The following is a 20,258-nucleotide window of genomic DNA, read 5'->3' as shown; positions in this document are numbered from 1 at the left end:
TGTCTAGCCATCGGCTCTTCAGGGCAGGCGCCTTATCTTCTAGTCGGAACTCTTCTTTGGGCGAAATTACTTAATTCGCCCAATTTCTTTTTTATAATGACTTTTAGTCGAATGATCATCGCAGCGCTACTGATTGTTTTTTTATATTTGGAACATATACCAAGCGCAGCACTGTCGAAGGTCAAATTGTCCCGATATCTGGCGCGCCGCGCTTTACCGTCCTGGTAAGAATGTCGAGCACATGAGCCGAAGTGATCTGGCGAACAGGAAGCTTGCCGATGGAGGGCAATACGACGCGCTCCAGGCATGTCCAGCCGGCGTCTTGTGACCTCTTCCCAGTCCTTCATTGCGATGCTGGACCGGACTGATGCCTCCCTCACCAGCTTGCGCGCAACGTCACATTTCTCGCGTGCCTCGCCGAGAGTCACGCTACAGCCCTTGTAGTCATTGAGACGATAGGTACCTTCTTTGGGCTCTGCAGCGCGGCACTGAGCATCGGTGAGCATCGGTGAGCATCGGTGAGCATCGGTGAGCATGTAAGTGAGGTCGTTGTGGCAACGCGCTCATCATATACACCGCCGTATGCACTTGCGCAGCATATGCGCAAGTTGTTGCGTGCGACAACACGAAACAAGAAAGCCCCGATCTACGGGGCTTTCTTCAGAATTTTCAGGCAGGTTTTGCAAACTCCTGCCCCCCCCCTGAAATGGCTTGCTCGACTCACACGTTGAACAGGAAGTTCAACACATCCCCATCCTTGACGATGTATTCCTTGCCTTCCGCGCGCATCTTGCCCGCCTCCTTGGCGCCGCCTTCGCCCTTGTAGGCGATGTAGTCATCGAAGGAAATGGTCTGGGCGCGGATGAAGCCGCGTTCGAAGTCCGTGTGGATCACGCCGGCCGCCTGCGGGGCGGTGGCGCCGATCGGGACGGTCCAGGCGCGCACTTCCTTCACGCCGGCCGTGAAGTAGGTCTGCAGGCCCAGCAGCTTGAACGCGGCGCGGATCAGGCGGTCCAGGCCCGGCTCTTCCATGCCCAGGTCGGCCAGGAATTCGAGCTTGTCGGCGTCGTCCAGGTTGGCGATTTCCGATTCGATGGCGGCGGAGATCGCGACGATCGGCGCGTTCTGCTTGTTGGCGAATTCCGTCAGCAGGTCCAGCAGCGGATTGTCCTTGAAGCCGCTTTCGGACACGTTGGCCACGAACATGGCCGGCTTGGCCGTGATCAGGCACAGCGGCTTGATCAGTTCCAGCTGGTCGGCGTCCAGGCCCAGCGTGCGCGCGGGCTGGCCTTCGTTCAGGTGCGGCAGCAGCTTTTCCAGGATCGCCACCAGCTTGATGGCGTCCTTGTCGCCGGCGCGCGCCTTCTTCTGCTCGCGGTGCAGGGCTTTCTCGGCGGTGCCCATGTCGGCCAGCGCCAGTTCGGTCTGGATGACTTCGATGTCGTCGATCGGGCTGACCTTGCCGGCCACGTGGATCACGTTCGGGTCTTCGAAGCAGCGCACGACGTTGACGATGGCGTCCGTCTCGCGGATGTGCGACAGGAACTGGTTGCCCAGGCCCTCGCCCTTCGACGCGCCGGCCACGAGGCCCGCGATGTCGACGAACTCGACGATCGCCTTGACGACACGCTCCGGCTTGACGATGGTGGCCAGCTGGTCGATGCGCGGATCCGGCACCTCGACGACGCCGACGTTCGGCTCGATGGTGCAGAACGGATAGTTTTCAGCCGGGATGCCGGCCTTGGTCAGGGCATTGAACAGGGTGGACTTGCCGACGTTGGGCAGGCCGACGATGCCGCATTTGAGACTCATGGGAAGCTTTCTGGGTTCGGATTCACGAAACCCTGTATTTTACCTCCGCTTGCCGCCGAACACTGCAACTTCACGGCAACCGAGCGGAAATGCGGCGATTTGTCCTGCGTTCCTTGGAAGCGCGTCGTACGAAGCAGACGAACCAAGGCAAGCCGCAGCCGTCAGGAGCGCTGCATGCCCTATGTGTTGCCGGCCTCATCGTCGTCTGATGAGGCTTTGTCGGCATCGTCTTTTTTCGGTTTCGACGCATGTTTATTACTCTTGTCCGTCTTCCCTTTTTCTTCTTTTAACTTGCCATTTCCATACATCCAATAAGCAGCAATACCATACAGCCCAAGTACCGTTGCAGTCGTCGATGTCATGAAGGCGACGATGACCGTATCCGACAATTTGAACTTCAAGTAGAACTGGTTGGGCGTCAATGGAGGTGTTGGGAAGAACCACTGACCAAAACCTTGGAGAAGGATGACGAACCAAACAATGACCACCCAAGCCACCGTAAGGTAGAACAGCAACCACGCATGCTTGGTCCGGATGCCGTGCAGGTCTTTGCGCTCTTCATGTTGACGCTTGAGCTCGTTCAACTCGGCTTCCAGACGAGCTGTTCGATACTCATCCAGGCTCTTGGACGGATCTGGATCGTCCGTCTGAGTTGGCGCGGTCCTGCCACTCTCCCCCGTTAACTGAGGGTCAAGTCTGATCGTTATCTTTTTGGGGCGCGCCCGCGGCGTTGGTTTCGCCACGCCTTCATTTTTATCTGCCTTGGAACTATTGTTCAGTTGCTCATCAGTCGGCATTCGTCACATCCAAATGTCGCTGGTAATAGTCTCTGATCACATCGTTGGGAATGGGCGCGTACTTTCGTCTGCGCCATACTCGATCCCAAGGACTTCCCTCCAGATGAGAAATCCTTGACAGCTCCCATGCTCCTTTATCGCGATAAGTCTCCCACGTTGTACGGATCGCATCCATTTCCGTCCCATCAGGACCGAACGGCAGGCGATGACCAGGGGGCGTTAAATCATCAGCAATCTGGCCGCGTCCATATCTGCGGAGTTCTTCATACAACACAGGAATGACAGGCCCGAAATCCCAGGCCCGAACCTCGTCTTCGATCAGCGGTTCGCCTTCAAACGCACCTAAATGAACGCCATGAGCAATGAACACCAACTTCTGGAGTTGCATGTTCGTAAGTGTTCTGTCCTCGTTCCTCGCAAGATTGAGGAACGCTTGGGCCACCTCAAGCGCAGAGGCCATTGTGCTTTCCTTTCATTGCTGTCAGTAGATCTTTACTGTGTATTTGTACAGATGATAGCACAGGCATCAGGCCTCCTTTCGGCGTTGTATTCGGCTCTTGGAGAGTTTCGTAAGCCATGTGGCGCTCCCACGTCAGCTAAACCCTCGGCTCGCTTCAAATTAGATGGAACCGCCGGACGTCCGGCCGCTCGACGAAGGCCGCGAATTCGTCGCGCAGCCGTTCCCCCTCATCCATCGCCTGGCGCCAGGCGCGGATGCGGGCATCGTGGTCGAGGCCATAAAACTTGAAATCGCTGCGGTCGATGAGTTTTCCGCGCGGCATTTTGGCGAGGAATGCATGGCTCGGCGCCACGATCAGCACGTTGTCGAGCCAGCCGCGGTTCGGCCCGCGCGGCGCGGCGCCACGGCAGCCCCTTGTCCAGCCAGCCCGGCACGATGTGTTCAGAAAAATGGGGATACAGCACGATGTCGGCGGGCGCCTGCGCCGCCATCCGCGCATACGGCAGCGCCAGGTTGTAGTCGACGATGCCGCCGTCCCAGTAATGGCCGGGCGGCGCGCCGGCGATGTCGCGTACCGGTTTCATCAACATCGGCAGGGTGCCGGAGGCCAGCAGGCCGGCCGCCAGGTTGGCCGGCGTCAGCGCGGAGAAATGCGTGGCGAAGTTGTCGAAGCGGTCGCGCAGCCAGGGCGCGTGGGCGCGGCGGTCGGCGAGCACGACGCGGTCCAGCAAATGCGCCAGCTTGTCGCGCGAAAACAGATTGTGCAGGGCCGCCGCGGCGAATCCGCGCATCTCGGCGCGGCGGTGGCCGGGCGCGGCCAGGGCGCGCTTGCCGCGCACCGTCAGCACGTGCAGACGGTAGTGCGGGTGGTTGACGATGTCGTCTTCGTGGCCGCGCACGAATTCGTTCAGGAGACCCTGCACGACGGTGTCGATCTGGTCCTGCGAGGGCCTGGTCGACGTGTAGCGCTGGCCGCTGTAGAGCTCGCCCAGGCGCGCGAAAGCCGTCACGGGATCGCGCTGGCAGGCGGCCGCCATGCGCCAGGCGCCGATCGACGATCCGATCAGGATGCGCTCGCGCGGCGCGCGCGCGAACCAGTCGCCGAACACCCACTGGTCGAGGGCGCGGAACACGAGTCCCTTGGGCCCGCCGGCCGCGGCGGGCACGACGCCGATGTCGCGCGCACGCAAGCCGTGCGCGCGGATCTGGGCCTGGGCCGCCGGCCCCGCGTGGAAGGTAAGTGCGCTCATCCCGAAATTATCGCAGGAAGGACACGGTTGCGTAGCCTCAAGGGTCATCCGGCGGCCCTCCGTAACATGGTCCGGTCGCCCTTCCGGCCTGTGTGTCTGGAGCCCGCATGATCAATAGATATTGTGCCCAGCTAATCTGGATGATGGTTGCGCTGTTGACGACCGGCGGCCTCGCGCGCGCCGGCGCCGGCGCCGGCATCGATACCGGCACCGATCCCTCCGTCATCGTCGAGCGCCACGTCCGGCATTACGTCGTCGAGCCGGACGGCACGTACCGGCTCGCGGTGGACGACGCGCGCACCCTCGCCGCAGCGCGCGCCGTGCCGGATCACGGCCGGTTCACCATCCGCTCCAGCACGACGCTGGACGAGATCGTGTCCGTGGAGGCCTACACGCAGAAGCCCGACGGACGGCGGATTCCGGTGCGGTCCGGCGCTATCGTGAGCCAGAACGATGGCGCGGCGCGTGCGACGACCATCGTGTTTCCCGATGCGGCGGCGGGCGACCGGCAGGTCGTGCACTACGTCGTGCGGCGCCACACGCCGCCGTTTCCCGGCCAGTTCGACGACGTGGCGGTGATGCCATTCCTCGTCCACCGCAACACCGTGCTGGTCTACGACATGCCGCCGTCGATGCCGCTGCATGCGGATGCCGTCGGCTTCGTGCCGATGCCGGGCGACAGTCCGCCGGGCCGGCGGCGCTACCAGTGGCGCTACGTGAACGGGCCCAACGAACGCATCGAGGCGGACGCGGTCAGCGTCCTCGACTACGGCCGGCGCCTGGTCGTCTCGACCGTTCCCGATTACCCGGCCTTTGCCGCCGCCTTCCGCGCGGCGACGACCGGCAAGGCCCTGCCCTCCCCGGCCATCGCGACGCTGGCACACCGGTTGACGGCCGGACTGCCCGATACGCGCGCCCGCGTGCTGGCGCTGTCCGCATGGGTTCGACAAAATATCCGCCCGATGGACGCCAGTGCCGGCGCTGGCGCTGGCGCCCTCAGTGTGGTGCCGCATGCCGCCGCCACGGTGCTCGACACGCGCCGCGGCGACGACCGCGACCGCGCCGCGCTGCTGGAAGCGCTGCTGGCCGCCGCCGGCATCGCCAGCACGCCGGCGCTCGTCAACGGCGGCAACGTCTACACCTTGCCGGACGCGCCGGCGCTGGGCGTGCTCGACCACCTGATCGTGTACGTGCCGGATATCGCCCTGTTCGTCGACCTGGCGGCGTCCGTCAAGGCCGGCGACCTGCCGCCTGCCCTGCTGGGCAAGCCCGTGCTGTTGCTGAACAGCGGCACCTTCGCGATGACGCCCGTGCTGCAGCCGCAATCGGTCCGCACGGTGGCGGCCGTCGACATCGAACACGGCACCTCCACGGCGGAACGGACCGTGACAGGCGCGCTGGCCGAACCCGTGCGCACGGTAGTCCGCGCCGACGGCGGCGGCCTGTGGACGAACGGATCGCTGGCGACCACCGATCACGCCGGGAGCGCCGTGGACGCCGCCGTGGCCAGCCTGATGCGGGAACGCGCACGCCACCTGGACTTCGTCTGCGCAGCCATCGACGTCGAGGACGAGACCCGCCTGCGCCTGCCGCAGGGCCTGCGCGTCGCGGCGCTGCCCGGACCCGCCAGCGTGATCACCGGCGGCATCTTTTATCGATCGACCTACACCCGCGAGAACGGTGCCGTCCTGGTCAGGCGCCGCCTGACGGTCCGCCACGGCCGCGCGACCTGCACGCCGGCGGACGACCGCGCCATGCGGCCGGCACTGGCGCGCATCCGGCGCGACCTGCGCAGCCGGATCGTCGTCGCAGGAATTCCCTCTGCGCCGGCTTCAAGGGCGCGCGTCGCGGACAAAGGCGTCGCGCCACCCGCGCGCGCGCAGGGCGGCCACGGCCTCGTCCGTGAGGTCGAAGCGCAGGTCCACGCGATCGCGCCCCGAACGGTAGCCGCCGGGCCAGCGGGCGAGCTCGACGAAGCCGCAACGGCGGAAGAAGCCGGCCGTGTGCGGATGCGTGTCGACCGTCACGTAGCGCGGCCGCAGCTTGCGGCCGGCCATGTGCAACAGGCGGTAGGCCAGCAGCGCGCGGCCGATGCCGGTGCCGTGGCGATCGGCCCGCACCAGGCCGAACACGAGGGTGCCGAGGTCGTAAAACTCGGACAATTCGTAGCCGCCGAAGCCGACGATGTTACCGGCGTCGACGGCGACGAACAGCGGGCCGTCCGGATCGTCCAGCGCGGAACGCAGCCATGATGCTTCCGACGCGGGAAAGTGCGCCGGCACGTTGGAGCGGAAGGCTGCGAGCACGGCCTTCCGGTCGTCCGTGCGATAACGTCTGATCTGCAATTGCATGTCGGATGTGAATGGTTGATCGGCACCGCTATCTTCCCCCATCTGCCCTGATGCCGCCGGATCGCACCGGTGCGATCCGCAGCCGGGCAAAATAAATCCGACATCCAATCCGAAATGCTTAGGCGATCCGGCGCAACGCCTGTATATTTCACCCTGCACCTCATCAAGTCGTCGTTATTGTTGGTTTCTTTCCCGTCTCGCCCGTCCGGGCATTCCCGTCTGATACCCCTCGGTTACATCTCTTGGTTGCGATGCACATCGGGCATTCCGCTCTCAACATCTATTGAATGAAGGTATCTACATGACGACTCAAACCGGCACCGTGAAATGGTTCAACGATTCCAAAGGCTTCGGCTTCATCGCGCCTGACGCAGGCGGCGACGATCTGTTCGCGCACTTCAAGGACATCCAGTCGGAAGGCTTCAAGAGCCTGACCGAAAACCAGCGCGTCTCGTTCGAGCGCGCGCCCAGCCCGAAGGGCGACAAGGCAAGCAATATCCGCGCGATCTGACGTTCGCGCCTGCCGCATCCAGGGCCCGCTTCGAGCGGGCTTTTTTACGTCTGCTCATCACGTCGCGCACGCGACAGTTCGCGCGCCTTGTACGCCATGGCAATGGCCGTTACATTAGTGCCATGCAACCCGATGAAACCATTACCGTCGAGGACGCCGTGCAGGTGCTGGCGATGGTCGGCGACCTGTCCATGGGCTTGCCGCCGGACCACTCGATCCGCACGGCCCGCCTCGCCGCGCGGATCGCGGAGGAAAACGGCGACGGTGCGGATGCGTGCACGAGCACGCGCCTCGTCGCGCTGCTGCGCTGGTCGGGCAGCACGGCGACGGCGGCCGGGTTCGCGCACCTGCTGGGCGACGACGTGCGCGGCCGCCATGCGATGGTCACGCGCACGCTGTCCGGCCACAGCGGCCTCACGTTCGCCAATGTGCTGCCGCTGGCGCAGATGCAGTGCGAGGTGGCGGGCGACATCGCCGTGCTGCTCGGGTTGCCGGGCGACGTCGAGAACAGCCTGCGCCACCTGTTCGGCAGCCATCACCGCGGCGACATGCAGGATCTGCTGTTCGCCCCGAACATCCCACGCGCCGTGTTCCACGTGCGCCTGGCCGGCGACCTCGAAGTGCTGGCGCCCGCGCACGGCACGGCCGGGGCCCTGCGCCTGATCGGCGAGCGCGCCGGCGTCAAATATCCGGTCACGCTGGTGCAACGCCTGTCGCCGCACGCGCAGGACTGGCTCGACATGCTCGAGGAGCCGTCGTGCGCGGCCGACTACCCCGGCCACGACCGGCGCGTGCCGCTGTCGGTCGTGGCCGACGTCATCGAATTGAAACTGCCGTGGCTCACGGGCTATTCGCGTCGCGTCGCGGCATTGGCGCGGCGCAGCGCGTCACTGGCCGGCATGCTGGCGCTGGAAGAAAGTCCGCTGGTGCGGGCCGCGCTGCTGCACGGCATCGGCAAGGCGGCGGTGCCGAACGTCGTGTGGGAACGGCCGGCCAAGCTCGATCCGGCCGACTGGGACCAGGTGCGCAAGGTGCCGTTCTGGACGGCACGCGCGGGCTCGCAGATCCCCGCGATCCAGGGCGAAGCGACGCTCGCCTCGTTCATCTACGAACGCCTCGACGGCAGCGGTTATTTTCGCAAGGCGCGCGCGGAATCCATGGGCATGCAGGAACGCCTGCTCGGCGCGGCCGCCGCGTTTATATCGCTGTGTTCGGCACGCCCGTGGCGGCCCGCGCACGGCGCCGCCGCCGCGTCGACCCTGATGACGGCGCAGGCGGCGGCCGGACGCTTCGACCGGCATGCCGTCGAGGCCGTCCTTGCAGCGGCGCACGGCGCGGTGCCGTCCGCGCCGGTGCGCGACCGCCTGCTGTCCGAACGCGAGCTGGAAGTGCTGCGCCACATCACCCACGGCGAGACGAGCCGCGAAGCCGCCCGCGCCATGCGGATCAGTCCGGCGAGCGTGCGCATGCACGTCGACAATATCTTCCAGAAGCTGGAAGCGGGGTCGCGTCCCGCCGCCACGCTGAAGGCGCTGGCGCGCGGGCTCATCTGAGCGACCGGGTGCGCGTGCGCGTCAGTCCGTGTGCAGCTGCATCGTCGCGGCGTTCATCTTGCCTTCGCACACCATCGGAATGATGCGCAAGCTCTTGTCGATCGCTTCTTCGATGAGCGTCTGCTCTTCGCGGCGCGGACGATGCAGCACGAAGTCGGCCACGGCCTGCTGCAGGTTCAGCGTGCGCGGATGGCCGATGCCCAGGCGCAGGCGCCAGTAGTCCTGCGTGCCGAGCGCGGCCGTGATGTCCTTGAGGCCATTGTGTCCACCGGAGGAACCGCCGCGCTTGAGCTTGGCGGCGCCGGGTGGCAGGTCGAGCTCGTCGTGTACGACGAGGATCTCTTCCGGACCGACCTTGAAGAAGCGCGCCAGCCCGCCCACCGACTGGCCGGAGCGGTTCATGAACGTCAGCGGTTCGAGCAGCCAGACGTCCTTGCCCGAGATCGATGTCTTGGCGACCATGGCGTTGAAGCGCGACTCGCGCTGCAGATGGCAGCCGGGCAAGGAGTTGGCGAGGTTGTCGACCAGCCAGAAGCCGGCGTTGTGACGGGTTTGTTCATATTCCGGGCCGGGGTTGCCGAGGCCGACGATCAGGCGGATGTGCATAAAACATCAATCAGTGCGTGTAAAACTCCGATTATCGCGGAAATTCGCATGCGCTGATCTGTTAGATGACGGCAAACGCGGCGGCCGTGCAGCCGCCGCGTCATCATCACTTATTTACTGGCCGCCACCGCCTCCAGGATGACGCGGGCGACGTCCGCCGGACGCGACTGCTGCGGCACGTGGCTGGTCGGCAACTCCGTCGTCTTGGCGCCGATGGTTTTGGCGAACGCGCGCTCCAGGTCGGGCTGGATCATGCGGTCGTTCTTGCTGACGATGTACCAGCTCGGGTGGTTCTTCCACGCGGCGACCGTCGTCTTTTCACCGAAGGCCTTCACGGCGATCGGGCCTTGCGTGGCGGCCATCACGGCGGCGTGCTCGGCCGGCACGTCCTGGGCGAAATTCTCGTGCAACGCGGCCGGCGACAGGCTGGCGAAGCCGAACTTGTCGACCGTCAGTTTGGTGATGCCCGGCGCGGGCGGCAGGTCCTTGCCGAGGTCGCTGGTCGCCTGGCCGGCGTTCGGCGCGAAGGCGGCCACGTAGACGAGGCTCGCGACCTTGTCGCCGGCGCCCGCTTCCGTGATCACGGTGCCGCCCCAGGAGTGGCCGACCAGCACGACCTTGCCGGGCTGGTTGTCGATCGCGCGTTTCGTCGCGGCCACGTCGTCGGCCAGCGACGTCAGGCTGTTCTGCACGGCCGTGACTTTGATGCCCTTGGCCTGCAGCAGCGGGATCACCTTGGCCCAGTCGGAGCCGTCGGCGAACGCGCCGTGGACAATGACGACGGACGGTTGCGCGGCGGCGGTGGCGGCGTGCGCGGCACCGGTGCCGGCGGCGGCGGCGATGGCGGCCGCAGCGGCCAGGTTGCGCAGGGTGGTGGAAATCGATGCTTTCATGATGGCTCCTTGGGTTCGTTGTCGGGGTGTCGATGGAAGCCAGTGTAGAGAATCGGCTCCGGCAGGAGTATCGGTCGATCGACCGACCCCGGCGCCTGCCGAAAGACCGGGCGGCTTGCGGGCACGCGTCATTGTCACTACAGTACCGGCATGCAAATCGACAACACCGTCTCCGTCGAAGATGCCGTCCAGGCCCTGGCCCTCGTCGGCGACCTCTCCATGGGCCAGCCGACCGACGGCTCGATCCGCGCCGCGCGCCTGGCCGCGCGCCTCGCGCAGGCCGACGGCGCCGCGCCCGATGCCTGTGCCCACGCCCGGCTCGTGGCGCTGCTGCGCTGGTCCGGCTGCACGGCCAATGCGTCCGGCTTCGCCACCTTGCTCGGCGACGACGTCGGCGGACGCGACGCCATGCTCACCCACACGCTGCCGCCGAACCACCCGCTGACCGTCACGAGCGTGACGCCGCTGGCGCGCATCCATTGCGAGGTGTCGGGCGACATCGCCGGCCTGCTGGGTCTGCCGGCGGAAGTCGAGGCCGGCCTGCGCCACGTCTGGGAACATTACGACGGCAATGGCTTGCCGGAACGGCTGAGCGGAGCGGCCATCCCGACCGCCGTCTATTACACGAGCCTGGCCGGCGATCTCGAAATCCTCGCGCGCACGCATGGCCTCGCGGATGCGCTGCGGATGATCGGCAACATGGCCGACCGCAAGTATCCGGCGGCGCTCGTGCGCACGCTCACCGGTCACGCCCAGGGTTGGCTGGACGAGCTGGACATGCCGGCGCCCGCCGCGGACGCCCCGCTGCTGACGCGGCAGGTGCCCTTGAGCATCGTCGCGGACATGATCGAGCTGAAGCTGCCCTGGCTGGCGGGCTATTCGCGCAAGGTGGCCGGGCTGGCGGAAGCGGCCGCCGTGCACGCCGACTTGTCTCCGGCCCAACGGCAATGCCTGGGCCGCGCCGCGCTCATCCACGGCATCGGCCGTGCGGCCGTGCCGAACACGGTGTGGGAACGGGACGGCCGGCTCAGCGCCGCCGACTGGGAAAAGATCCGGCTCGTGCCGTACTGGACCGCGCGTGCCGGCGTCCAGATCCCGTCGCTGCGTCTCGAAGCCGCGCTGGCGTCGCACGCGTACGAGCGGCTGGACGGCAGCGGTTATTTCCGCAACCTGGACGCCGATGCGCTCGGCCTGCCGCACCGCCTGCTCGCGGCCGCGTGCGCCTACGTGGCGCTGTGCATGCCGCGCCCGTGGCGTCCCGCACATGCCCCGCATGAGGCCGCACGAGTGCTGACGGAGCAGGCCGGCGCGTTCGATGCGGCCGCCGTGCGCTGCGTTATCGCGGCGGCCGGCGGTGCGGCGCCGGCGAGCACGCCGCGCAAGAACGTGCTGTCGGAGCGCGAGATCGAAGTCCTGCGCCGGATCAGCCTGGGAGAGAGCAACAAGGAAGCGGCCAGGGTCATGCGGATCAGTCCGTCGACCGTGCGCACGCACGTGGAAAGTATCTTCCGCAAGCTCGCGTGTTCGACGCGCGCCGCGGCCACGCTCAAGGCGCTGACCCTGGGCCTCATCTAAAACACCGGGCAACAAAAAACCCGCCGGACTCGCGTCGCGACGGGTTTGATGTGCACCGCCGGACGAGCCGGCGGCCAGCGCAGGAATTACTCTGCAGCGGCTTCGGCCGTTGCGGCGCCGCGCGGGATCGACGAGGTGGCGACGGTCTGGTCCTGGCCGTGGGCGACGACGGTCACGCCTTCCGGCAGGTTCAGCTGCGACACGTGGATCGACTGGCCGGCTTCCAGCGTCGACAGGTCGACGGTGATGAATTCCGGCAGCTGGCTCGGCAGGCAGGAGATTTCCAGTTCGTTCAGCACGTGCGACACGATGGCGCCGCTCAGCTTGACTGCCGGCGAGATCTCGGCGTTGACGAAGTGCAGGGCGACCTTGGTGTGGATCGACTGCGAAGCGTCGACGCGCTGGAAGTCAGCGTGCAGGACCAGTTGCTTGTATGCGTGCATCTGGAAGTCGCGCAGCAGGACTTTCTGCGCCTTGCCGTCCAGTTCCAGATCCAGGACGGAACCGTGGAAAGCTTCTTTCTTGAGCGCGTGATACAACGCGTTGCCATCCAGGGCGATCAGTTCCGGGGCAGCTGCGCCACCGTAGATGATGCCCGGGGTCTGGCCGGCGTTGCGCAGGCGGCGGCTCGCTCCGGTCCCCTGCTGAGTGCGTGCAAATGCGACTACTTTCATGGTGTTACTCCAAGTGTGGGCCCGAATGCCGGCACATGCCGGCCCGGTTGCCCGGGTTGTGATGTCCCCGCGACCAGGGACATCGATAAAGAGCGCGCTCGCGCACGCTCAAGAAATTCTGTACAGCTTGATGCGTCAACGGCGCGCCGGCTTTTTGCCGTGCGCGCCGTGTTGTACGGACCGTTTGCGTTCGACACGCAGGGTGGGCTCCCCGAGCCCACCATGCATACCGCGAAATTAATCGACGAACAGCGAAATGACCGAATCGCCCTTGACGATACGCTTGAACGTCTCGGCCAGCAGCGGTGCGCAGGTCAGCTGGCGGATTTTGCCGCACGCCTGGGCAGCCGGGCTCAGCGGGATCGTGTCGGTGACGACCAGCTCGTCCAGCGGCGAGTTCGCGATTCGCTCGATCGCCGGGCCGGACAGCACCGGGTGCGTGCAATACGCGACGACTTTCTTCGCGCCACGCTCTTTCAGTACTTCGGCGGCCTTGGTCAGCGTGCCGGCGGTGTCGACCATGTCGTCCATGATCACGCAGTTGCGACCTTCGACTTCACCGATGATGTTCATGACTTCCGACACGTTCGCCTTCGGACGACGCTTGTCGATGATCGCCAGGTCGCAGCCGAGGCGCTTGGCCAGCGCACGGGCGCGCACCACGCCGCCGACGTCCGGCGACACGACGAGCAGGTCGTCGTAGTTGCGCTTCTGCAGGTCGCCCAGCAGCAGCGGCGATGCGTAGATGTTATCGACCGGAATATCGAAGAATCCCTGGATCTGGTCCGCGTGCAGGTCCATGATCAGGACGCGCTCGACGCCCGCTTCCTGGAGCATGTTGGCGACGACCTTGGCCGAGATCGCGACGCGCGCGGAACGCGGACGGCGGTCCTGGCGGGCATAGCCGAAGTAGGGAATCGCCGCGGTGATGCGGCCTGCCGATGCGCGCTTGAGCGCGTCGACCATCAGCATGATTTCCATCAGGCTGTCATTGGTGGGAGCGCAGGTCGATTGCAGAACGAACACGTCCTTGCCACGAACGTTCTCGTTGATTTCGACCATTACTTCGCCGTCGGAGAACTTCGAAACGACTGCCTTGCCGAGAGGAATGCCGAGGTTTTTTGCGACCCCTTCTGCTAGCGCCGGATTGGCATTGCCGGTAAAAACCATCAGGTTTTCGTAAGCCATGGGAGTCCCAGAGATGTAAGCGTTGAAAGAAGAACTTGAAAAGCAGCTAATCGTCGGATGATTAACGCTGAACCACAAAAAAAAATGAGCCGCTCATTGGCGGCTCCATTTTTATCTGCCTGCTGGAGCACTCGTCATCGTCAGCTCAGGCAAAGAAACTTTGGCAGGGGAACAAGGATTCGAACCTTGGTATGCCGGAATCAAAATCCGGTGCCTTAACCAGCTTGGCGATTCCCCTACACTGAAACTTACAGCTCGTCGCTGCACTTGATTATTATATCGTCAAATGCGTCGACAGGCAAAATTTTATTCTACAACTCATTGATTTGCAAGAGCGATTTCATCGGATGTCGCTGCAGCGCCATTGCTTTCCACGCTCTCCACCGCCCCGGCACCTGCCTCAGTACCTGTTCAGCTTCCTGCTCTGTGGAAAATGCGCAAAACACGGACGATCCGGAACCAGTCATCCTGGCCGCCCCGTAACCACCCAACCATTCGATCGCCTCGGCTACCGGCGGGAACAGGCGGGCTGCCACGTCCTGCAAATCATTCTTTCCGAAGTCAATCAAATCCTTCGATTCGACATGTCGTCTGGAAAAGTCCGATATTGTGATGGCTTTCGTGTCTCTTGTCAAATCCGGGGCAGTAAAAATCCCGACAGTAGGCACGGCGACGCCGGGCTCGATGACGACGTACCAGCAATCCGGTCCCGGCACGGCCTGCAAGGCCTCTCCCACGCCCTCCGCGAATGCCGTCTCGCCGAACAGGAAGAACGGGATGTCGGCGCCCAGCGGCAGCCCCAGCGCGATCAATTCCGCATCCGTCAGGCCGGCCTGCCACAGGTGATTGGCCGCCATCAATGCCGTGGCCGCATCGGACGAGCCGCCGCCCAGCCCGCCCCCCATCGGCAGCCGCTTCTCGACCGCGACGTCGATGCCCGGCGGCAGGCGGCCGTGGCGGCGTGCGTATTCCGCCTGCAACGCGCGCAGGGCACGCACGATCAGGTCCTGCTCCTCGGGCACGCCGGGCACGTCCGTCGTGCGATTGACGCGCTCGTCGGCGCGCAGGTCGAAGTGCAAGGTGTCGCTGCGGTCGATGAGCTGGAACACGGATTGCAGCAGGTGGTAGCCGTCCGGCCGGCGGCCGACGACGTGCAGGAACAGGTTCAGCTTGGCCGGCGCCGGGCAGTCGTGCAGAGACGTCGCACGCATGTCACGCCACCGGATCGATGACGATGCGGATCGTCAGCGCATCGCCGACGGCCGTCGTGCTGCGCTCGGCATCGATGCGGCGCGGCATCGGGGCGCCCTGCGGCCCGTTCTGCCATTCCACGAAACGCAGGCGCCAGCCATCGTTCGTGACGACGCTGTCGTGCGCGGGCGACGCGGCAAACCGCTTGCCGCCCGCATCGACGGCATAGCCCTGCAGCCAGTCGCGCAGGCCGCTCACGGGCAAGGTCCAGCCGAGCGCTTTCGCGGTCAGCGTATCGATGTCCTTTTCCACGCGGGGCTGGCGGCCGGACTGGGTCAGCGTCGCGGTCTCGGGCGTGACCGTGATCTCGGCCACGGTCTGGCCCAGCGGCGAGAACAGCGCGACGTCGATGCGGCCCGGACGCTGTACCCACGTGAAATTGCCGTTGATCGATTGCGGCTGACCGTCTTTCGAGTAATTCGCGGCCAGCCGGCCGTTCAGGTCGATCGTGTCGCGGTAGGCGCCCACCTGGGCGGCCGGGTTGGCGAGCGGGACGTTGCTGGTGGTGGCGCATCCGGCCAGGGCGGAGGAGAAGGCGAAAGCGCAAGCGAAACGGGAAAGACGGTGCATCGGCATGGAATCAATCAGTGAACAGGATGGACTGACGGACGCCGCAGCGTCCGTCCATTGTCATTATTTCACAGAGTCTGGTGCAAGCGCGCGAGCGTGCTCTTCAGCGCATCGTTCTTGGGGTCCTTGGCCTGGGCTTCGCGCCACAGCTTGCGGGCATCGTCCTTCTGCCCCTTCTTCCACAGCACCTCGCCCAGGTGGACGGCGATTTCCGGATCGTTGCGCAGCGTATAAGCCTTGCGCAGATGGGCTTCGGCGTCGTCCAGCTTACCCATCCGATATTGCACCCAGCCCATGCTGTCCAGGATGAACGGGTCGTTCGGGGCCATTTTCAGGGCCTTGTCGATGAGCCGGTGGGCTTCCTTGAGACGCACGTTGCGGTCGGCCAGCGAATAGCCGAGCGCATTGTAGGCCTGCATATTGTCCGGCGACTTGGCGATCACTTTACGCAGCGATTTTTCCATGACGGCCGTCTTGCCCATCTTTTCGGCCATCAGGGCATAGTCGTACAGGAAATCCATATTGTCCGGGAAGCGCTTGACGCCCTGCTCCATCAGCTTGAACGCTTCGCGGCCCTTGCCCGCGTCGCGCAGGATCTGGGCGTCGACGAGCACGACCTGCGCCTGCTCCGTCTTGTCGTCCGTCTTCAGGGTGGAGAGCAGCTTGCGCGCGCCGGCGACGTCGCCCTGCTTGGCCGTCAGCTGGGCACGGCGCAGCTGGGCGCCGAACTGGACCTTGGGGTCCTCGCTGTCGAGCCGGTCGAGCCAGTCCGCCGCGGCCTTGTAATCGCCCCGTTCCTCGGCCAGCTGGGACAGGATCATCACGGCCTTGGACGGGTCGCGCTCGTCCTCCGGCGCCTTGTCCATCAGGTCGACGAAGCGGCTGAAATATTTTTCCGCGGCCGGACGGTCGTTCATCTGCATCGACAGGATGCCCAGCGCGTACAAGGTGCCGGGGTTGTCGGGCTGGGCCTTGTCGAGCGTGAGGAATTCCTGGCGCGCGGCCTCGTACTGCTTTTCGTTGACGAGCAGGCGCGCATAGGCCGAGCGGACTTCGCGCGCCTCCGGATGGGCGGCGAGGAAATCCTTCAGCACCTTGATGGCGCCGCCTTCGTCCTCGCTGACCTGGGCCACCGTCAGCGCGGCGATCTCGGAATCGGGCTTGATCTGCAGGGCGGCCTGGGCTTCGCGGCGGGCCGCGGCCTTGTCGTTTTTCGCCAGCGCGGCCTGGGCCAGCACGACGTGCGTTTCCATCAGGTTGCCGTACGGCGCGACGAGGCGCTCGAGCATGGCGACGGCGGCATCCTTGTCCTTGGCGCGCAGCAGCAGTTGCTGCATCTGGAACATCACGAGGCCGCGCGCGGCCGGCGTCGCCTCCGCCAGCCGCTGCTTCAAAATACTTTCGGCCTCGCCGAGGTTGTCGGACAGGACGATCAGCCCCAGATAGTACTGGCTGGCCTCCTCGGAGTCCGGCGCGTACTGGCGCCACAGTTTGACGGCGGCGAGGGCGTCGTCGGCCTGCTTGGCGGACAGCGCCATCTCGGCGGCGCGCTTGGCCAGGCGCGGGTCCTTCGTCTGCTGGGCCAGGCTCATCATCGTCAGGTACGGGCCTTGCCAGTCCCCGTTCTTGAATGCCATCTCGGCCTGCATCAGCTGGGCCATCATGGCCGGGGTCATGTTGACGTTGGGGAGCTTCTCATCGGCTTGCTCGCCCTCTTTCGTCTTGCCGGCGTCGGAATGGTCCCGCGCCTCGGCGGCGGCGAGCGGCTGGTCGGACAGGTCCTGTGCCGGCTGCTGCCTGGGCGCCACAGCGCAGGCCGACAGCAGTGCGGAGAGGGTTACAATGGCGAAAGCGTTTTTCAAGGCAAGTCCCACGTCGTCGAGATTGTCCGATTCTACGCCATGCACCCGAAGCGCGTGCGCCGCTGCAACACGAATTTACATTCCTCTCACGTTGTTAATCATTCATGCCTGAATTACCAGAAGTCGAAGTCACACGACGCGGGGTTGCACCTCACCTGGACGACCGCATCGTCGAAGACGTCGTGCTGCGCCGCGAAGGCCTGCGCTGGCCGTTTCCCCCGAATCTGCGCGAGTTGCTCGTGGGCCGCCGCATCCTCGGCACGGGCCGGCGCGGCAAGTATTTGCTGTTGAATTTCGAGCATGGCACGCTGATCGTCCACCTGGGCATGTCCGGCCACCTGCGCGTGCTGCCGGAAGGCGTCGAACTGAAAAAGCACGACCACTTCGACCTCGTCGTGCGCGGCTTGGGCGGCCGCCGCGTGCTGCGCCTGCACGATCCGCGCCGCTTCGGCGCCGTGCTCTGGCATGGTCACGACGACGGCGAGCTGGAACAGCACGTGCTGTTGCGCGGCCTGGGCGTCGAACCGCTCGAAGACAAGTTTTCCGGCGCCCTGCTGCACCGGGCCACGCGTAAGCGCAGCGCACCGGTCAAGCAGGTACTGCTGGCCGGCGACATCGTCGTGGGCGTCGGCAATATCTACGCCTGCGAAAGCCTGTTCCGCGCCGGCATCAACCCGAAGACGGCGGCCGGCAAGATCAGCCGGGCCCGCTACGACAAGCTGGCCGAAGCCATCCGCGACATCCTCGCGGCCGCCATCGTGCAGGGCGGCAGCACGCTGCGTGACTTTATTGCCGTAAATGGTCAGTCGGGCTACTTCCAGCAGACATATTTCGTCTATGATCGTGCAGGAGTGCCTTGCCGCAACTGTGGCACGCCGGTCCGCCAGATCAAGCAGGGCCAGCGGTCCACGTTCTATTGCGCGGTCTGTCAACGGTAAGGTCATCGACGAGGCGACGGGACGCACCACTATGCAGGATCTACAACAGTATGCCGACTGGCGCGCGCAGGTCGCACAGGCGCTGGAACAATATCGCGGCTGGGCCCAGGCGGCCGAGCTGCTGGACGGGGCGGCGGAACAGCGCGTCGCGCGCGCACTCGCGCGGCTGCGCGACGCCCGGCTGTCGGTCGCGTTCGTGGCCGAATTCTCGCGCGGCAAATCCGAGCTGATCAACGCCATCTTCTTTGCCGACTACGGCCAGCGCATCGTGCCGTCGAGTCCCGGCCGCACGACGATGTGTCCGACCGAATTCGCCTGGGACCCCGCGCTGGCGCCCTGCATCCGCCTGCTGCCCATCGAGACGCGCGCCGAGCGCCTGGCGACGGGCGATTATCGCGACGTGCCGGGCGCCTGGACCGCGCTGCCGCTGGACCTGTCCGCGCCCGAGCGCATGCACGAGAGCTTCTTGCAGGTGAGCCTGACGCGCCGCGTCAGCCCCGCCGATGCCCAGCGCTACGGCCTGTACGATCCCGACGACCCCGACCTCGCCGCCACGCTGGGCGCCGACGGCCTCGTCGAGATCCCGCGCTGGCGCCACGCGCTGATCAACGTGCCGCATCCGCTGCTGCAGCAAGGCCTCGTGATCCTCGACACGCCGGGCCTGAACGCGATCGGCACGGAACCCGAGCTGACCCTGAACCTGATCCCGAACGCGCACGCCGTGCTGTTCATCCTGGCCGCCGAGACGGGCGTCACGAAGAGCGACATCGACGTCTGGCGCACGCACATCAACGCCGGTCCGGGCCGCATCGTCGTGCTGAACAAGATCGACGCGCTGTGGGACGAACTGCGCAGCGCGCAGGACAACGACGCGGCCATCGCGCGCCAGCGGCACGACGCGGCGCGCCTGCTGGGCGTGGCCGACGCGCAGGTATTCCCGGTCTCCGCGCAGAAGGCCCTCGTGGGCAAGATCACGGGCGACCTCGCGCTGTTCGAAAAGAGCCGCGTGGGCGCGCTGGAATCGGCGCTGTTCCACGAACTGATCCCGGCGCGCCAGGACATCCTGCGCCGCCAGCTGCAGGACGACCTCGCGGCCCTGACGGGCGCCCAGGCCGCGCTGCTCGCCGCGCGCGGGCGCGACCTCGTCGAGCAGCTGCAGGAACTGCAAGGCCTGCGCGGCAAGAACCAGGGCGTGATCACCCACATGATGCGCCGCGTCGAGATGGAAAAGAAGGAATTCGACGCCAGCCTGTTCAAGCTGCAGGGCACGCGCGCCGTGTTCACGACCTTGTCGACGGAGCTGTACTCCAGCATCGGCATGGACGTCGTGCAGGACCACGTCGACGCCGTGCGCGCCGCGATGGAAGCCGCGCGCTTTTCCACCGGCATGCGCGCGCCCGTGCGCGTGTTCTTCGAGCAGGTGCGCGCCAGCCTGGATGCGGCCGCCGGCAAGATCGCCGAGATCGCCGCGATGATGGAGTCGATGGTGCGCCGCTTCTCCACCGAGCACGGTCTCGCGCTGGCGCTGCCGGCCACGCTGTCGCTGGAACGCTACCGCCGCGAGATCGACGCGATCGAAGCCATCTACCTCAAGCAGTTCGGCACCGCGGCCCTGCTCATCACGAGCCGCGGCACGCTGCTCGAACGCTTTTTCGATTCCATCGCGTCGCGTGTAAAATTCGCGTTCCGCGAGGCGAACGGCGACGTGGAGGCATGGCTGAAAGTGGTCAATGCGCCGGTCGAAGCGCAGATCCGCCAGCACCGCGACCAGCTGCGCCACCGCCAGGCATCGATCCAGCGCATCCTGGACGCCACCGAAAGCCTGGAACAGAAAATCGCCGCCTTCGAGGCGGCCCAACACGACCTGGAGCAGGTCAAGGCGCGGCTGGCGAGTCTGTCCGATCGGGTTGCCGATGCGCTGCGCGCCGACCTGCCCGAACTGCAAGCCGCCTGACGGCAGATCATCC

18 protein-coding genes, 1 tRNA gene and 1 pseudogene are annotated in these 20,258 nt (G+C 65.5%); 6 read left to right on the top strand and 14 right to left on the bottom strand.

Translation table 11 applies throughout. From position 1 onward, the window contains the following. Positions 1-181 precede the first annotated feature (181 nt). The 5 genes from ACEN9Q_RS27925 to ACEN9Q_RS27905 all read right to left on the bottom strand — a co-directional run bounded on the left by ACEN9Q_RS27925 (position 182) and on the right by ACEN9Q_RS27905 (position 4,319). Positions 182-289 carry a phage integrase central domain-containing protein gene (locus ACEN9Q_RS27925; RefSeq protein WP_495626735.1) on the bottom strand — a complete coding sequence of 36 codons (108 nt, stop codon included), beginning with the start codon at positions 287-289 and terminating at the stop codon, positions 182-184. A gap of 431 nt (positions 290-720) precedes the next feature. Beyond that, positions 721-1,812 carry a redox-regulated ATPase YchF gene (gene ychF, locus ACEN9Q_RS27920; RefSeq protein WP_056449024.1) on the bottom strand — a complete coding sequence of 364 codons (1,092 nt, stop codon included), beginning with the start codon at positions 1,810-1,812 and terminating at the stop codon, positions 721-723. 179 nt (positions 1,813-1,991) lie between these two features. Further along, positions 1,992-2,609, bottom strand: a complete 618-nt coding sequence (locus ACEN9Q_RS27915) for a hypothetical protein (protein ID WP_495626734.1) — start codon at positions 2,607-2,609, stop codon at positions 1,992-1,994. Next, the gene (locus ACEN9Q_RS27910) at positions 2,599-2,997 is read right to left on the bottom strand and encodes a Panacea domain-containing protein (RefSeq protein WP_495626733.1); all 399 of its coding nucleotides are present in this window, start codon (positions 2,995-2,997) and stop codon (positions 2,599-2,601) included. Before ACEN9Q_RS27910 ends, ACEN9Q_RS27915 begins: the two co-directional genes overlap by 11 nt. A gap of 299 nt (positions 2,998-3,296) precedes the next feature. Beyond that, positions 3,297-4,319, bottom strand: coding sequence for a patatin-like phospholipase family protein (locus ACEN9Q_RS27905; RefSeq protein ID WP_495626732.1), 1,023 nt, complete (start codon positions 4,317-4,319; stop codon positions 3,297-3,299). A 107-nt stretch (positions 4,320-4,426) separates the two neighbouring features. On the opposite strand from ACEN9Q_RS27905, the pseudogene ACEN9Q_RS27900 reads away from it, so the two are divergent. After that, positions 4,427-5,029, top strand: a pseudogene (locus ACEN9Q_RS27900) (DUF3857 domain-containing protein); the annotation flags it as partial. Positions 5,030-6,151: 1,122 nt separating this feature from the next. Here the strand turns inward: ACEN9Q_RS27900 and ACEN9Q_RS27895 are convergent. Further along, positions 6,152-6,670: a GNAT family N-acetyltransferase gene (locus ACEN9Q_RS27895; RefSeq protein WP_495626731.1), complete on the bottom strand. Its 519-nt coding sequence runs from the start codon at positions 6,668-6,670 to the stop codon at positions 6,152-6,154. Positions 6,671-6,971: 301 nt separating this feature from the next. On the opposite strand from ACEN9Q_RS27895, the gene ACEN9Q_RS27890 reads away from it, so the two are divergent. Both ACEN9Q_RS27890 and ACEN9Q_RS27885 read left to right on the top strand, forming a co-directional pair. Continuing rightward, a complete protein-coding gene (locus ACEN9Q_RS27890; RefSeq protein WP_056449032.1) occupies positions 6,972-7,181 on the top strand; it encodes a cold-shock protein in 210 nt (69 codons plus the stop codon). A gap of 122 nt (positions 7,182-7,303) precedes the next feature. Next, entirely contained in the window at positions 7,304-8,734 is a 1,431-nt protein-coding gene (locus ACEN9Q_RS27885; protein WP_495626730.1) for an HD domain-containing phosphohydrolase, read from the top strand. A 21-nt stretch (positions 8,735-8,755) separates the two neighbouring features. On the opposite strand, the gene pth is transcribed toward ACEN9Q_RS27885, so the two are convergent. Together pth and ACEN9Q_RS27875 are read right to left on the bottom strand one after the other, a co-directional pair. After that, entirely contained in the window at positions 8,756-9,340 is a 585-nt protein-coding gene (pth, locus tag ACEN9Q_RS27880; protein ID WP_056449038.1) for an aminoacyl-tRNA hydrolase, read from the bottom strand. A gap of 110 nt (positions 9,341-9,450) precedes the next feature. Further along, positions 9,451-10,233, bottom strand: a complete 783-nt coding sequence (locus ACEN9Q_RS27875; RefSeq protein WP_495626729.1) for an alpha/beta fold hydrolase — start codon at positions 10,231-10,233, stop codon at positions 9,451-9,453. 150 nt (positions 10,234-10,383) lie between these two features. Between ACEN9Q_RS27875 and ACEN9Q_RS27870 the strand changes: the two genes are divergently transcribed. Further along, entirely contained in the window at positions 10,384-11,808 is a 1,425-nt protein-coding gene (locus ACEN9Q_RS27870; protein ID WP_495626728.1) for an HD domain-containing phosphohydrolase, read from the top strand. A gap of 86 nt (positions 11,809-11,894) precedes the next feature. On the opposite strand, the gene ACEN9Q_RS27865 is transcribed toward ACEN9Q_RS27870, so the two are convergent. The 6 genes from ACEN9Q_RS27865 to ACEN9Q_RS27840 all read right to left on the bottom strand — a co-directional run bounded on the left by ACEN9Q_RS27865 (position 11,895) and on the right by ACEN9Q_RS27840 (position 17,353). Then, positions 11,895-12,482, bottom strand: a complete 588-nt coding sequence (locus ACEN9Q_RS27865) for a 50S ribosomal protein L25/general stress protein Ctc (RefSeq protein ID WP_056449046.1) — start codon at positions 12,480-12,482, stop codon at positions 11,895-11,897. 237 nt (positions 12,483-12,719) lie between these two features. Then, a complete protein-coding gene (locus ACEN9Q_RS27860; RefSeq protein ID WP_056126570.1) occupies positions 12,720-13,670 on the bottom strand; it encodes a ribose-phosphate pyrophosphokinase in 951 nt (316 codons plus the stop codon). A 161-nt stretch (positions 13,671-13,831) separates the two neighbouring features. Then, positions 13,832-13,908, bottom strand: a tRNA-Gln gene (locus tag ACEN9Q_RS27855). Between the two features lie 73 nt (positions 13,909-13,981). Next, the gene (gene ispE, locus ACEN9Q_RS27850; protein WP_495626727.1) at positions 13,982-14,881 is read right to left on the bottom strand and encodes a 4-(cytidine 5'-diphospho)-2-C-methyl-D-erythritol kinase; all 900 of its coding nucleotides are present in this window, start codon (positions 14,879-14,881) and stop codon (positions 13,982-13,984) included. Between the two features lies 1 nt (position 14,882). Next, positions 14,883-15,491, bottom strand: coding sequence for an outer membrane lipoprotein LolB (locus ACEN9Q_RS27845; RefSeq protein WP_495626726.1), 609 nt, complete (start codon positions 15,489-15,491; stop codon positions 14,883-14,885). Between the two features lie 68 nt (positions 15,492-15,559). Further along, on the bottom strand, positions 15,560-17,353 hold the full coding sequence (locus tag ACEN9Q_RS27840; RefSeq protein WP_056449055.1) for a tetratricopeptide repeat protein: 1,794 nt from the start codon (positions 17,351-17,353) through the stop codon (positions 15,560-15,562). Between the two features lie 104 nt (positions 17,354-17,457). Between ACEN9Q_RS27840 and mutM the strand changes: the two genes are divergently transcribed. Together mutM and ACEN9Q_RS27830 are read left to right on the top strand one after the other, a co-directional pair. Continuing rightward, complete coding sequence (gene mutM, locus ACEN9Q_RS27835; protein WP_495626725.1) at positions 17,458-18,291, top strand: bifunctional DNA-formamidopyrimidine glycosylase/DNA-(apurinic or apyrimidinic site) lyase; 834 nt, start codon at positions 17,458-17,460, stop codon at positions 18,289-18,291. A 31-nt stretch (positions 18,292-18,322) separates the two neighbouring features. After that, positions 18,323-20,245 (top strand): dynamin family protein, encoded by a 1,923-nt coding sequence (locus tag ACEN9Q_RS27830; RefSeq protein ID WP_495626724.1) that lies wholly within the window; start codon positions 18,323-18,325, stop codon positions 20,243-20,245. Positions 20,246-20,258 lie beyond the last annotated feature (13 nt).

It is taken from the genome of Massilia sp. Masssp93 (genome assembly GCF_059491295.1).
Note: the sequence above shows the minus strand (reverse complement) of the source record. Positions and strands in the feature narration are given on the sequence as shown.

Excerpts from the sequence above, each read along its gene's own strand:
- ACEN9Q_RS27915 (WP_495626734.1), bottom strand. The coding sequence starts at position 2,609 with ATGCCGACTGATGAGCAACTGAACAATAGTTCCAAGGCAGATAAAAAT.
- ACEN9Q_RS27890 (WP_056449032.1), top strand. The coding sequence starts at position 6,972 with ATGACGACTCAAACCGGCACCGTGAAATGGTTCAACGATTCCAAAGGC.
- ACEN9Q_RS27865 (WP_056449046.1), bottom strand. The coding sequence starts at position 12,482 with ATGAAAGTAGTCGCATTTGCACGCACTCAGCAGGGGACCGGAGCGAGC.
- mutM (WP_495626725.1), top strand. The coding sequence starts at position 17,458 with ATGCCTGAATTACCAGAAGTCGAAGTCACACGACGCGGGGTTGCACCT.
- ACEN9Q_RS27875 (WP_495626729.1), bottom strand. The coding sequence starts at position 10,233 with ATGAAAGCATCGATTTCCACCACCCTGCGCAACCTGGCCGCTGCGGCC.
- ispE (WP_495626727.1), bottom strand. The coding sequence starts at position 14,881 with ATGCGTGCGACGTCTCTGCACGACTGCCCGGCGCCGGCCAAGCTGAAC.
- ACEN9Q_RS27895 (WP_495626731.1), bottom strand. The coding sequence starts at position 6,670 with ATGCAATTGCAGATCAGACGTTATCGCACGGACGACCGGAAGGCCGTG.
- ACEN9Q_RS27870 (WP_495626728.1), top strand. The coding sequence starts at position 10,384 with ATGCAAATCGACAACACCGTCTCCGTCGAAGATGCCGTCCAGGCCCTG.
- ACEN9Q_RS27845 (WP_495626726.1), bottom strand. The coding sequence starts at position 15,491 with ATGCACCGTCTTTCCCGTTTCGCTTGCGCTTTCGCCTTCTCCTCCGCC.
- ACEN9Q_RS27830 (WP_495626724.1), top strand. The coding sequence starts at position 18,323 with ATGCAGGATCTACAACAGTATGCCGACTGGCGCGCGCAGGTCGCACAG.
- ACEN9Q_RS27860 (WP_056126570.1), bottom strand. The coding sequence starts at position 13,670 with ATGGCTTACGAAAACCTGATGGTTTTTACCGGCAATGCCAATCCGGCG.
- ychF (WP_056449024.1), bottom strand. The coding sequence starts at position 1,812 with ATGAGTCTCAAATGCGGCATCGTCGGCCTGCCCAACGTCGGCAAGTCC.
- ACEN9Q_RS27910 (WP_495626733.1), bottom strand. The coding sequence starts at position 2,997 with ATGCAACTCCAGAAGTTGGTGTTCATTGCTCATGGCGTTCATTTAGGT.
- ACEN9Q_RS27905 (WP_495626732.1), bottom strand. The coding sequence starts at position 4,319 with ATGAGCGCACTTACCTTCCACGCGGGGCCGGCGGCCCAGGCCCAGATC.
- pth (WP_056449038.1), bottom strand. The coding sequence starts at position 9,340 with ATGCACATCCGCCTGATCGTCGGCCTCGGCAACCCCGGCCCGGAATAT.
- ACEN9Q_RS27885 (WP_495626730.1), top strand. The coding sequence starts at position 7,304 with ATGCAACCCGATGAAACCATTACCGTCGAGGACGCCGTGCAGGTGCTG.